Below are 12903 nucleotides of genomic sequence, written 5' to 3'. Positions count from 1 at the left end.
AGGTGAAAGAATGATGTCTGCAAAGCTTTGGGCTCCTGCCCTGACTGCTTGCGCATTAGCCACAAGTTTAGCACTTGTGGGTTGTAGCAAAGATCCAAAAGATGCACAGCAAGCAGGTGCAGCTCAGCAAATGCCACCGACTGAGGTTGGCGTACTGGTGGCACAGCCACAAAGCGTGGAACAGTCTGTAGAACTGTCTGGACGTACCACAGCCTTTGAAATTTCAGAAGTTCGCCCACAAACCAGTGGTGTGGTTCTGAAACGCTTATTTACCGAAGGCAGCTACGTACGTGAAGGTCAGGCGCTTTATGAAATTGACTCACGTACCAACCGTGCCAGTCTAGACAGTAGCCGTGCAGCACTTACCCGCCAGCAAGCGCAATTGAATGTGCTACGCATTAAAGAAGGTCGTTACCGTCAGTTGGTGGGCAGCAATGCAATCTCTAAACAAGAATATGATGACATTGTGGCACAAGTAAAACTTGCCGAAGCCGATGTTGCTGCGACTCAAGCAGAAGTACGCAATGCCGAAATTAACTTAGGTTATTCGACTGTACGTGCCCCAATTTCAGGGCAAACCAACCGCTCTACTGTGACTGCAGGTGCATTGGTTACTGCCAGTCAGGCGGAACCGTTGGTGACTATTCAACGCTTAGACCCAATTTATGTAGACATCAATCAGTCCAGCGCAGAGTTACTACGTTTACGTCAGCAATTGAGTCAAGGTAGTTTAAATAGCAGCAACAACACCAAAGTGAAATTAAAACTTGAAGATGGCAGCTACTACCCTGTTGAAGGTCGTTTGGCTTTTTCTGATGCCAGCGTGAACCCAGAAACAGGCACCGTGACTTTACGCGCCGTGTTCCCAAATTCAAATCATTTATTATTGCCGGGTATGTTTGCCACTGCGCAAATTGTGCAAGGTGTGATTCCTAACGCAATCTTAATTCCACAAGCTGCGATTAGCCGTACCCCAACAGGTCAGGCAATGGCAATGATTGTGAATGCCAAAGGTATTGTTGAACCGCGTCCTGTGACCACAGTTGGTACGCAAGGCAGCAACTGGATTGTGACTGAAGGTTTGCAAACTGGCGATAAAGTGATTGTCGAAGGTATTGCCAAAGTAAAACCTGAACAGCAAGTGGTCGCTAAGCCGTATCAACCGCAAGGCGCTGCTCCACAAGCCGCACCTGCTGCACCAGCAAAATCGGGTGATGCCCAACCAGCCTCAGAAGCCCAAGCCACTGAACCAAAAGCTACTTCAAATGCATAAGGAGTAGACGTTAATGGCTCACTTTTTTATTCATCGCCCCATTTTTGCATGGGTGATTTCATTGGTAATCATGTTGGCGGGGATTATTACCCTCACCAATATGCCAATTGCCCAATATCCGACCATTGCACCGCCAACGGTCACCATTGCTGCAACCTATCCGGGTGCATCTGCTGAAACTGTGGAAAACACAGTAACGCAAATTATTGAACAACAAATGAACGGTTTGGATGGTCTGCGCTATATTTCATCCAACAGTGCGGGGAACGGTTCTGCATCCATTACGTTAAACTTTGAACAAGGTATCGACCCAGATATTGCACAGGTTCAAGTACAGAACAAATTGCAATCTGCTACGGCGCTCTTGCCTGATGATGTGCAACGTCAAGGCGTGAAAGTGACCAAATCAGGAGCGAGCTTCTTACAGGTTCTCGCTTTTTATTCGCCTGATGAAAGCCTGTCTGCCGATGATATTAAAGACTATGTTAACTCTAACATTTCTGAACCGCTGAGCCGTGTTGCAGGTGTGGGTGAAGTACAAGTCTTTGGTGGCTCATACGCAATGCGTATTTGGATGGATCCTGCCAAAATGGCAAGCTTGCAAGTCACACCAAGTGATATTGCTCAAGCGATTCGTACCCAAAACGCACAGGTTGCGGTAGGTCAATTGGGCGGTGCGCCTGCAATTCAAGGTCAGGCTTTGAATGCTACGGTAACTGCACAAAGCTTGCTGCAAACACCTGAACAATTCAGCAATATTTTTCTAAAAAATACCGCTTCGGGCGCTCAAGTGCGCTTGGGTGATGTGGCACGAATTGAACTTGGTGCAGACAACTATCAGTTTATTTCTAAATACAACGGCAAGCCTGCGGGCGGTGTCGCAATTAAATTATCTACAGGTGCTAACGCCCTAGATACTGCTGCTGCTGTGGAAGAACGCCTCAAGCAATTACGTCCTAACTACCCTGCGGGTTTAAAGGATGAGTTGGCTTTTGATACCACGCCATTTATTGAACTTTCGATTAAGAGTGTTGTTAAAACCTTAATTGAAGCGATCATTTTGGTCTTTATTGTGATGTTCCTGTTCTTGCAGAACTGGCGCGCCACAATTATTCCAACTATGGCCGTACCTGTGGTGGTACTGGGTACCTTTGCCGTGATCAACATGTTTGGCTTCTCGATTAACACCCTGACCATGTTTGCCATGGTACTGGCGATTGGTCTATTGGTCGATGACGCAATTGTCGTGGTGGAAAACGTAGAACGTGTCATGGTCGAAGAACATCTTGACCCTGTGGCGGCGACTGAAAAGTCGATGAAACAGATTTCAGGCGCACTGATCGGGATTACCTCGGTATTGTCTGCGGTATTCGTACCTATGGCATTCTTTGGTGGGACTACAGGCGTTATTTATCGTCAATTCTCAATTACGCTTGTGACTGCAATGGTGTTGTCACTGGTCGTAGCGTTGACCTTTACCCCTGCCCTATGTGCCACGATTCTTAAACAACACGATCCAAACAAGCCTGAAAGCAACGGTATTTTTGCGCGTTTCTTCCGCTGGTTTAACCGCAGTTTCGATAAGCTCTCGGTTAAATATCAAGGTGGTGTTAACCGCATGACGCATCATAAAATCTTCTCGGGGGTTTTATATGCAGTGGTACTGGGCATTATTGTGTTAGTGTTCCAAAAACTACCATCATCATTCTTGCCTGATGAAGATCAGGGCGTGGTGATGACATTGGTACAACTCCCACCAAATGCAACTTTGGAACGTACTGACGCCACTATGACCAGCATGACCAACTTTTTCAGAGAAAATGAAAAAGAGCATGTGCAGTCGGTATTTAGTGTTTCAGGCTTCTCTTTCTCAGGCGTTGGTCAAAACGCAGGTATGGCGTTCATTAAGTTAAAAGACTGGAGTGAGCGTACAAGCCCTGAATCTCAAGTTGGTGCAATTATCCAGCGTGGTATGGCACTGAACATGATTGTGAAAGATGCCACTTACATCATGCCATTACAGCTTCCTGCGATGCCAGAATTAGGTGTCAGCTCAGGCTTTAACTTGCAACTGAAAGATGCTGCGGGCAATGGTCATGAAAAACTCACCATGGCACGTAATATTGTGTTGGGTGAAGCATCTAAAGACCCTCGCTTAATGGGCGTACGTCCAAATGGTCAAGAAGATACACCACAGTACCGTATTATTATTGACCAAGCGCAAGCAGGTGCGGCAGGTGTCAGCATTGCTGAAATCAACAGCACCATGGGCATGGCTTGGGGTGGTTCGTACATCAATGACTTTATTGACCGTGGTCGCGTGAAAAAAGTCTATGTGCAAGCCGAATCTGATTCACGCATGATGCCTGAAGACCTGAACAAGTGGTATGTCCGCAACAACCGTGGTGAAATGGTGCCATTCTCTGCCTTTGCAACAGGTGAATGGACTTATGGTTCACCTCGTTTGGAACGCTATAACGGCGTATCTGCCAAGAACATTCAGGGTGCACCTGCGCCAGGTGTCAGCTCTGGTGAAGCCATGCAAGCGATGGAAGAAATTGTCGCAAAACTTCCATCTATGGGCTTAAACGGCTTTGACTATGAATGGACAGGTTTATCACTTGAAGAACGTGAATCGGGCGATCAGGCACCATTCCTCTATGCACTGTCATTACTGATTGTATTCTTGTGTTTGGCAGCCTTGTATGAAAGCTGGTCTATTCCATTCTCGGTGCTGTTGGTGGTACCGTTGGGTATTGTCGGAGCATTATTGCTCACCTTCGGGGGCATGATCTTGTTCAAAAACCCGAACCTATCCAACAACATTTACTTCCAAGTGGCAATTATTGCCGTGATTGGTTTATCAGCCAAAAACGCGATTTTGATTGTGGAATTTGCCAAAGAGCTACAAGAAAAAGGTGAAGACCTGTTTGAAGCGACCTTGCATGCTGCAAAAATGCGTTTACGCCCAATCATTATGACCACTTTGGCCTTTGGTTTTGGTGTATTGCCGCTTGCACTTTCATCAGGTGCGGGTGCAGGTAGCCAACACTCAGTAGGTTATGGTGTGTTAGGTGGTGTGATTAGCTCAACCTTGTTAGGGATCTTCTTTATTCCTGTATTCTATGTCTGGATTAGAAGTATCTTTAAATACAAACCAAAACAACAAAATAATCAGGAGCATGTATCGTGATGCAAAACTTATGGTCGCATACAGGCCGTGGTATTGCGGTTTCTGCCCTCGCGCTTGCTTTGACAGCTTGTCAAAGTATGCGTGGGCCAGAGCCCGTCGCTCAGGCAAGTATTCCAAGCAGCTATACTGCTGCTGCATCGGGTACTTCAGTGGCTGAACAAGGTTATAAAGATTTCTTTGCCGATCAACGCTTATTACAAGTTTTGGATATGGCATTGAACAATAACCGTGATTTACGCACAGCGACGCTGAATATCCAACGTGCCCAACAAGCCTATCAAATTACCGAAAACAACCAGTTACCTACCATTGGTGCTAGCGGTGGCGTACTGCGTCAAGACCAAGGTACTGCTTTAGGCACACACACACGCTATAACGTTGGTTTAGGTGTAACTGCCTACGAACTAGATTTTTGGGGTCGTGTACGCAGCTTAAAAGACAATGCATTAGATAACTTCTTGGCAACTCAAAGCTCGCGTGATGCCACACAAATTGCCTTGATTGGTCAGGTGGCGCAAGCATGGCTCAACTATTCTTTTGCCAATGCCAATTTAAAACTGGCAGACCAAACCTTAAAAACACAGCTTGAGTCTTATAACCTCAACAAAAAGCGTTTTGATGTCGGCATTGATAGTGAATTACCTGTCCGTCAGGCACAAATTTCTGTTGAAACTGCACGTAATGATGTCGCCAACTACAAAACCCAAGTCGCGCAAGCACAAAACTTGCTGAACTTGTTGGTGGGCGAACAAGTTCCAAGTGCGTTATTGCCAACGCAACGTGTGACGCGCATTACCAAAACTACCGCAATTGACGCTGGTTTACCAAGTGACTTGCTGAATAACCGTCCTGATATTCGTACTGCAGAGTATCGACTATCGGCTGCGGGTGCCAATATTGGTGCAGCAAAAGCACGTTTATTCCCAAGCATTAGCCTCACGGGCAATGCAGGCTATGCATCAACTGACTTGAGTGATTTGTTTAAATCAGGCAGTTTTGTTTGGGCAGTGGGCCCGAGCATCGACTTGCCAATTTTTGATTGGGGCACACGCCAAGCCAACATCAAAATTTCAGAAACGGATCAACAAATTGCTTTGGCTGACTATGAAAAATCAATTCAGTCTGCATTCCGTGAAGTGAATGATGCTTTGGCAGTTCGTCAAAATATTGGTGATCGTTTAGCGGCACAAAAACGCTTGGTTGATGCGACCAATACCACTTATAAATTATCTAATGCACGCTTCCGCGCAGGCATTGACAACTATTTAACCGTGTTGGATGCACAGCGTACGTCTTATGCAGCAGAACAAGGTTTATTGTTGTTGGAACAAGCCAATTTGAACAATCAGGTGGAGTTGTATAAATCTTTGGGTGGCGGTGTGAAAGCCAACACTTCAGATGCTACTTCGCAACCTGCATCATCGGCAGAACGTAAAGCGCAATAAGCCTTTGCGTCTACCTTAAATTTGCTGCTTAACAGCTCAATACATACAGACACATACAGACTAAATCAGCTCACTTCGGTGGGCTTTTTTATTGCTTTTTGCCAGTACATTTCATATCTTCAATACGTCTTGTTTTTAAATATTAGAATCTTATGTTGCTTAGTAATCTTGAATCTGTACCAGGTCATCGTATTTCACGGCAAATTGATGTGGTCTATGGCAGCACCGTACGCAGTAAGCATGTGGGGCGTGACTTCTTGGCAGGACTCAAAAATATTGTCGGTGGTGAATTAACGGCTTATACCGAATTACTAGAAGAATCACGCCAAGAAGCGATGGATCGTATGATTGCTAAAGCACGTGGTTTAGGTGCCAATGCTATTGTTGGGATTCGCTTTTCTACTTCAAATATCGCTCAAGGTGCTTCGGAATTGTTTGTTTATGGTACAGCAGTGGTGGTCGAGGCAGATATTCCTAAACTTCCAGACCCATTTCCAGCATCACACTAAAGCAAAGATTATTGAACAGGAATAACATCACATGGATAATTTAATTCTGCAAATTGTTGTCTTTGCGATTTTATTTGCCGTAGGCTTTGGTTTTGGGCGACACAACGAACGCAAACATTTCAAATATTTAGCCGAGCAAGAACTGCGTTTAAGTTATATTCAGATTGATAATAACCGCTTCCAGACCAGTCCCAATTTTGGGCAATTGATACACAGCAATGTGGTCATTTCTCATGATTATTTTAAGTTTGTGATTGCCAATATTCAGAACTTCTTTGGCGGGCGCTTGACCAGTTATGAAAGTATTGTCGAGCGGGCGCGTCGTGAAGCCATCGTCCGTTTAAAATTAGAAGCTGAAAAAATGGGCGCAAATCATATTATGGGGCTGCGTTTAAGCACCACAGAATTGGGGATGCAAGGCGGCATGGTCGAAGTCTTTGCTTATGGAACGGCGGTTCAAAATAGCGTTAGTCAATTCTCTGCAAAACGCTGAGTACATCTTTCAGCGTTTGTAAAGAATTTAGTATAAATACTGATCTCGATAAGGCTGAGGAATTTGATATTGCCGACCATCAAATTTTAAAGTGAAACGCTGTTGAGTAGACACTCTTTTAGTTTCTTTGCAATTTTCTAAATCGCCCGACATTTCATAATGTTGAATACGATCACGTAATTGCATATCAAAATATTGTCGAGTTGTATTTCGCAAGATCATTAAAATAGCTTTGCTTTCTATTACTTTGGCATTACAACGTGTATCGGTTTCTGCCTGATAGTGCGCTACGATTAAGCCGTTTAAAATTTTCTTGTTATGTTGTAAATCATATAAATCGAGTACTTGCGCCGAAAAAGGATTGGCACTTGAACGTCCTGCATAATTCCTTCTTAAACCAATTGCCCTTAAGCTTTCAGAAACTTGATACGGCGCCAAATCTAATTGGATAGAACGCAGTTCAATTGCATCTGAAGGCAAAAGCTCTTTCACGTGATAGATTGAATGAAGCTTTTGCGTTTTACTATTTACGGTTAAAAAAGTCAGCTGATAATCATCTACAGGTTGATCATCTTTTGTCTGAGTTTCAGCATAAGCAATTAAAGTTTGTTCAGGAACATTGGGGAAATCCGCACAAGCCAAAAAGTCCTCATTCACTGTGGTTGTATTTGTGTGCTGTCGTAAAATCTTTTCAATATATTCAGGTTGTTTACACAACGAATCATCGTTTGTTTGTAATTTGGCAAATGTCGTTTGAGTCATCCCTAAGAAAGCGAAAAGCCACGCGCTGATAAATAAAAAAATACCTTTCATCATTAAACGCATGGCTCATCCTTCTTTTTGTTTTTATTATTTTATTTTGAAGTCACTTTGATTAAAAATTACTTCACTTTGGTTTTACGAATCATTTTATATAAAGTACTTGGCGATAAACGCGACACCAACACGCCCAGTTTTTCTTTAGCGCCCCCGACCACGATATATTCATCGCCTGCCATGAGTGCTTTAACTGTATTTTTAGCAAAAACATCGGCATCTAAACCATTTTCAATGGCTTCATCTTGATGTCCTTGTGGTTTGCCTTCACCATTCAACGCATTAAAAGACACATTGGTATTTACAAAGCCTGGGAAAACAACTGAAACCTGTACGCCCTGCTCCGCTACTTCGGCACGCAAACTATTCGCCCACATGTGAATGGCACTTTTCGCTGCAGAATATGACGCGCGATATTGCGTACCCAATAATGCTGCAACACTAGATACAAAAATAATGCGACCATGTTTTTGCTGTAAAAAGGTCGGCAAGACAGTTTTGGTCAGAAAGACCTGAGAAAAATAATCCACTTCCATAATGGTGCGTTCAGTCTGCATAGTGGTATCGGCAATTAAAGCGCGCTGACTTAAACCTGCATTATTAATTAGCCAGTCAATGCGTCCTTTACGTGCCAACACTTGTTCATACGCATGTAACACCTGACTTTCATTGGTAATATCTGCACATACAGAAAGATGACGTTCAGGATTCAGCAAACTCACGCGTACTTTTTCAAGTTCTTCATAACGACGTGCGGTTAAAATCACTTGTGCACCTTGTAAAGCACACTCTTTTGCTAATGCCTTACCAATGCCAGAAGATGCACCTGTAATCCACACCACTTTATGTTCCAAGTTTTCCCGTTTTGCCATAACCGTTTGTCCGCGTTATTTAAAATTTTAAGTCATCAAAATTTAAATCTTGGGCTTTGCAGGATGCTGCAAAAACCCAAGAAAATGGTTTAAATATATCTCTGCACTTTCTAAATCGAATTGCGCACCCATTTTTTCTAGGCGTTTATACCCCAGTTGCGTAGTCAAATGAATCACGCCGTTTAAAGTTTTATCGACCACCAAATTAAATTTCAGCATTTTTTTCGGATCACGAATTAAATAACCCACGCCCTGATCAATAATTTGAGTAAACCCTTTAAATGCAGGCGCAATACATGCACTGTTGCCCTGCCGAATTTGCTCAATACAACCCAACGTTTCTTTCATAACAATACTATCGACAGGATAAGTCACAAAACCTTGCCCTTCCTGCTGATACATCATGCTTGCCAGATAATTCACCATAGGCGTTAAGCGTTCATTGCCAAAAAACGACACCGACCATGGCATATATTTTTGCATGGTTTGTATGACTTGCTGAATAATTTTTTCAGATTCACCATCCAGTGAATGACTAGAACGTGACAATTCACCAAAAAGTTGCTCAATAATTTCACAAGAAATATCGGTCAGTACCGCCCCCAAAGCTTTAGATAAACTTTCCGATTCACCTGCATTGAGTTGTTGATGAATGTGTTGAAATCTTTGATATGTTTCTGGTTTTAATTTTAAAGATACAGCATAAGTCATAACTGAACTTGCCTATTTTGACCGTATTGATGTGTTTTCATCTATTTTAAAATCCATTGCTTAAACCCAGTTTAAAACAGTGTTACAGGCAACGAAGAACTTGAAGTTTTTATCATACTTGTCGCCCATCATACGATGAGTTTGCCCAACTGCCAATTGCGATAAGTTTGGCTGAGTTGAATCTCGCTTAGCGGGCAATTTTTTTGCTACAATAGTTGCAATTTTTTATTCACTTTTAACCTGTTCTTACTATGACTGATTCAGCGCAAAATATTGCTACAACCTACGATCCTACCGAGATCGAGAAAAAATGGTACAAGACTTGGGAAGAAAACGGCTACTTTAAGCCGTCTGAAAAAGGCGAATCATTCTGTATCATGATTCCGCCGCCAAACGTCACAGGTAGCTTGCACATGGGTCATGGTTTTAACAACGCCATTATGGATGCCCTCACGCGCTTTAACCGTATGTCGGGTAAAAATACTTTATGGCAACCGGGTACAGACCACGCGGGTATTGCCACACAAATGGTAGTAGAGCGTCAATTGGGCGCGCAAAATATCAGCCGCCATGACTTAGGTCGTGAAAAATTCATCGAAAAAGTCTGGGAATGGAAAGAACAATCTGGCGGTAACATTACCCGTCAAATCCGCCGTTTAGGTTCTTCGGTAGATTGGTCACGTGAACGCTTCACTATGGACGAAGGCTTATCGAATGCGGTGAAAGAAGTTTTCGTGAAATTACACGAAGAAGGTTTAATTTACCGCGGCAAACGCCTTGTAAACTGGGATCCAAAATTACAAACTGCCCTTTCTGACTTAGAAGTTGAGTCGGATAAAGAAGAACAAGGTTCATTGTGGCACTTCAAATATTTCTTTGAAGATAAATCACTACGCACTCACGATGGTAAAGATCACATTGTAGTGGCAACCACTCGTCCTGAAACATTGCTGGGTGATACTGCGGTTGCGGTTGCCCTTGATGATGAGCGTTACTCGCACCTTGTTGGTCAAAACATCATCCTCCCAATTACAGGTCGTGCCGTTCCAATCGTAAAAGATGAGTATGTCGATAAAGAATTCGGTACAGGTTGTGTAAAAATTACCCCTGCACACGACTTCAATGACTATGAAGTGGGTAAACGCTGCGAATTGCCAATCATCAATATCTTCAACAAAAATGCTGAAGTATTGGCTGAGTTTGAATATATTGCGAAAGCAGGCGAACAAATTTCTAAAACCATTCCTGCACCTGCAGACTACATTGGTTTAGAGCGTTTTGAAGCACGTAAAAAATTAGTTGAACAAGCGGAAAGCGAAGGTTGGTTAGATCAAATCCAACCGTACACCTTGAAACCACCTCGCGGTGACCGTTCGGGCGTAATTGTTGAGCCATTATTGACTGACCAATGGTATGTGAAAATTGCACCGTTAGCGCAACCTGCAATTGAAGCAGTGAAAGATGGTCGCATCAAGTTCGTGCCTGAGCAATACAGCAATATGTATATGGCGTGGATGAACAACATTCAAGACTGGTGTATCTCGCGTCAATTGTGGTGGGGTCACCGTATTCCTGCTTGGTACGATGCTGAAGGCAATGTTTATGTAGGTCGTAACGAAGAAGAAGTTCGTACGAAAAATAATATCCCTGCCGATGTTCAATTAAACCAAGACGAAGACGTATTGGATACATGGTTCTCCTCTGCGCTTTGGACATTCTCGACCTTAGGTTGGACGGGCGATGCCAAGAAAGATGCAGAAAACTACTTCTTAAATACCTTCCACTCCACTGATGTCTTGGTGACAGGTTTTGACATCATCTTCTTCTGGGTTGCTCGCATGATCATGCTGACCATGCACTTCATGAAGAATGAAGATGGCACGCCACAAGTACCGTTCAAAACAGTTTACGTTCACGGTTTGGTACGTGACAGCGAAGGTCAAAAAATGTCGAAGTCTAAGGGCAACGTGCTTGACCCATTAGACTTGATTGACGGTGTAGATCTTGAAACTTTAGTACAGAAACGCACGACGGGTTTGATGAACCCGAAACAAGCAGCGAAAATTGAAAAATCGACCCGCAAAGAATTCCCAGAAGGGATTCAGGCTTATGGGACAGATGCAGTTCGTTTTACCTTCTGTGCATTGGCAAACACAGGTCGTGACATCAAGTTTGATATGAAACGTGTGGAAGGTTACCGTAACTTTGCCAACAAAATCTGGAATGCAACTCGTTTTGTATTGATGAATGTTGAAGGTCAAACGGTTGGTCAAGAAGCACGTCAAGACCTTTGGGAATTGCCTGAACAGTGGATTGTGAGCCGTTTACAAAAGGCGGAGCAAGCTGTTCATCAAGCATTTGCAACTTACCGTTTAGACTTGGCTGCCCAAGCGATTTATGACTTTATTTGGAATGAATACTGCGACTGGTATGTAGAGCTGACCAAACCTGTTCTGAATGATGAATCTGTTTCTGAAGAGCGTAAAGCCGAAGTGCGTCGTGTATTGCTTGCGGTGATGGAAGCTTCTTTACGTCTTGCTCACCCAATCATGCCGTACTTGACAGAAGAAATTTGGCAAACCCTTGCGCCAATGATTGGCTTGGGTGGCGAAACCATTATGTTGGCAAACTACCCTGTTGCAGATGAGGCCAAAATTAACGAACAAGCCGAAGCAGATATGCAATGGCTACAAGGTTTAATTGGTGCGGTGCGTAACATTCGTGGTGAAATGGGTCTAGGGAATGCTCGCTTATTGCCTGTTCTTCTGCAAAATACCACTGAAGCAGAAAAAGCACAGATTGCACGTATTGAACCATTGTTTAAAGCATTGGCGAAAGTTGAGAGCATTACCTTCTTGGCAGATGGCGAACAACCGCCATTGTCTTCATCTTCTGTAGTGGGTCACGTATCTGTATTCGTTCCAATGAAGGGCTTAATTGACCCGAAAGCGGAATTGGGTCGTCTACAAAAAGACTTAGACAAGGTTCAAAAACAGCATGACCAAATTGCCACTAAACTTGCAAATGAAGGTTTTGTGGCGAAAGCCCCTGCTGCTGTGGTTGAGGGCGAGAAAGTAAAACTTGCTGAATTTGCAGATCAGTTAGCGAAGATTAAAGCGAATATGGAGCAGATTGCGGCGCTTTAATGAGTTGTTAATTTAACCCAATTTATAGTATAAAGGGCTGATTATTCAGCCCTTTATTTTTCATATGATTCATATAGCTTTAGATACTAGTGGTATTGGAAAAACTAAAAGCCAAAAAGAAGCCTCATATTTAGCACTTAAGCGGTTAATAAAAGCAAACCAATTAACTATCCATGCACCTTATGTTGTAAAAAGAGAATTAGAAACACAAGAATTGGAATATTATTTAAAAGAATATCGCTTACTCAAAGAAAGCCTTAGAAAGTTCCTAAGGGTTCCAAAATCAGAAGTAGTACATAAAATTATTAATGATATTCAAAAAAAAATTGAAGAATCAGAAGATATTATTAATAACCCGAATTACGGATAAGAAAAGCCCTTGAAAAAAAGGTAGTTAGAGCCATTTAGAAAGTTACGACACAACCCAAAGGCTCTAACTACCATG

At 43.1% G+C, this 12903-nt stretch carries 10 protein-coding genes; 7 read left to right on the top strand and 3 right to left on the bottom strand.

Translation table 11 applies throughout. The features are described from left to right. Positions 1 to 10 precede the first annotated feature (10 nt). The 5 genes from VF675_RS10435 (at position 11) to VF675_RS10415 (ending at position 6913) form a co-directional block, all read left to right on the top strand. Positions 11 to 1273, top strand: a complete 1263-nt coding sequence (locus VF675_RS10435) for an efflux RND transporter periplasmic adaptor subunit (protein WP_180005767.1) — start codon at positions 11 to 13, stop codon at positions 1271 to 1273. 13 nt (positions 1274 to 1286) lie between these two features. Then, the gene (locus VF675_RS10430) at positions 1287 to 4466 is read left to right on the top strand and encodes an efflux RND transporter permease subunit (protein WP_004972283.1); all 3180 of its coding nucleotides are present in this window, start codon (positions 1287 to 1289) and stop codon (positions 4464 to 4466) included. Beyond that, complete coding sequence (gene adeK / locus VF675_RS10425; protein WP_440205195.1) at positions 4466 to 5911, top strand: multidrug efflux RND transporter AdeIJK outer membrane channel subunit AdeK; 1446 nt, start codon at positions 4466 to 4468, stop codon at positions 5909 to 5911. The genes VF675_RS10430 and adeK overlap by 1 nt, the downstream gene beginning before the upstream one ends. Positions 5912 to 6063: 152 nt before the next feature. After that, positions 6064 to 6420: a YbjQ family protein gene (locus VF675_RS10420; protein WP_004972285.1), complete on the top strand. Its 357-nt coding sequence runs from the start codon at positions 6064 to 6066 to the stop codon at positions 6418 to 6420. 31 nt (positions 6421 to 6451) lie between these two features. Beyond that, a complete protein-coding gene (locus tag VF675_RS10415) occupies positions 6452 to 6913 on the top strand; it encodes a YbjQ family protein (protein ID WP_004972286.1) in 462 nt (153 codons plus the stop codon). Positions 6914 to 6940: 27 nt separating this feature from the next. On the opposite strand, the gene VF675_RS10410 is transcribed toward VF675_RS10415, so the two are convergent. The 3 genes from VF675_RS10410 to VF675_RS10400 are packed head-to-tail and all read right to left on the bottom strand — an operon-like array spanning position 6941 to position 9312. Then, positions 6941 to 7738, bottom strand: a complete 798-nt coding sequence (locus VF675_RS10410) for a hypothetical protein (RefSeq protein WP_440205188.1) — start codon at positions 7736 to 7738, stop codon at positions 6941 to 6943. A gap of 56 nt (positions 7739 to 7794) precedes the next feature. Then, complete coding sequence (locus VF675_RS10405) at positions 7795 to 8601, bottom strand: SDR family NAD(P)-dependent oxidoreductase (RefSeq protein ID WP_004972288.1); 807 nt, start codon at positions 8599 to 8601, stop codon at positions 7795 to 7797. 42 nt (positions 8602 to 8643) lie between these two features. After that, positions 8644 to 9312 carry a hypothetical protein gene (locus VF675_RS10400; RefSeq protein ID WP_253105947.1) on the bottom strand — a complete coding sequence of 223 codons (669 nt, stop codon included), beginning with the start codon at positions 9310 to 9312 and terminating at the stop codon, positions 8644 to 8646. A gap of 251 nt (positions 9313 to 9563) precedes the next feature. Here VF675_RS10400 and VF675_RS10395 point away from each other — a divergent pair, with 251 nt between their 5' ends. Both VF675_RS10395 and VF675_RS10390 read left to right on the top strand, forming a co-directional pair. After that, positions 9564 to 12458: a valine--tRNA ligase gene (locus VF675_RS10395; RefSeq protein ID WP_440205187.1), complete on the top strand. Its 2895-nt coding sequence runs from the start codon at positions 9564 to 9566 to the stop codon at positions 12456 to 12458. 64 nt (positions 12459 to 12522) lie between these two features. After that, positions 12523 to 12828, top strand: a complete 306-nt coding sequence (locus VF675_RS10390; RefSeq protein ID WP_440205186.1) for a hypothetical protein — start codon at positions 12523 to 12525, stop codon at positions 12826 to 12828. Positions 12829 to 12903: the final 75 nt, after the last annotated feature.

The organism is Acinetobacter sp. Lyrl_1, from assembly GCF_051948795.1.
In the GTDB taxonomy this organism is placed as follows: domain Bacteria; phylum Pseudomonadota; class Gammaproteobacteria; order Pseudomonadales; family Moraxellaceae; genus Acinetobacter; species Acinetobacter towneri.
Note: the sequence above shows the minus strand (reverse complement) of the source record. Positions and strands in the feature narration are given on the sequence as shown.

Excerpts from the sequence above, each read along its gene's own strand:
- VF675_RS10435 (WP_180005767.1), top strand. The coding sequence starts at position 11 with ATGATGTCTGCAAAGCTTTGGGCTCCTGCCCTGACTGCTTGCGCATTA.
- VF675_RS10430 (WP_004972283.1), top strand. The coding sequence starts at position 1,287 with ATGGCTCACTTTTTTATTCATCGCCCCATTTTTGCATGGGTGATTTCA.
- adeK (WP_440205195.1), top strand. The coding sequence starts at position 4,466 with ATGCAAAACTTATGGTCGCATACAGGCCGTGGTATTGCGGTTTCTGCC.
- VF675_RS10420 (WP_004972285.1), top strand. The coding sequence starts at position 6,064 with ATGTTGCTTAGTAATCTTGAATCTGTACCAGGTCATCGTATTTCACGG.
- VF675_RS10415 (WP_004972286.1), top strand. The coding sequence starts at position 6,452 with ATGGATAATTTAATTCTGCAAATTGTTGTCTTTGCGATTTTATTTGCC.
- VF675_RS10410 (WP_440205188.1), bottom strand. The coding sequence starts at position 7,738 with ATGCGTTTAATGATGAAAGGTATTTTTTTATTTATCAGCGCGTGGCTT.
- VF675_RS10405 (WP_004972288.1), bottom strand. The coding sequence starts at position 8,601 with ATGGCAAAACGGGAAAACTTGGAACATAAAGTGGTGTGGATTACAGGT.
- VF675_RS10400 (WP_253105947.1), bottom strand. The coding sequence starts at position 9,312 with ATGACTTATGCTGTATCTTTAAAATTAAAACCAGAAACATATCAAAGA.
- VF675_RS10395 (WP_440205187.1), top strand. The coding sequence starts at position 9,564 with ATGACTGATTCAGCGCAAAATATTGCTACAACCTACGATCCTACCGAG.
- VF675_RS10390 (WP_440205186.1), top strand. The coding sequence starts at position 12,523 with ATGATTCATATAGCTTTAGATACTAGTGGTATTGGAAAAACTAAAAGC.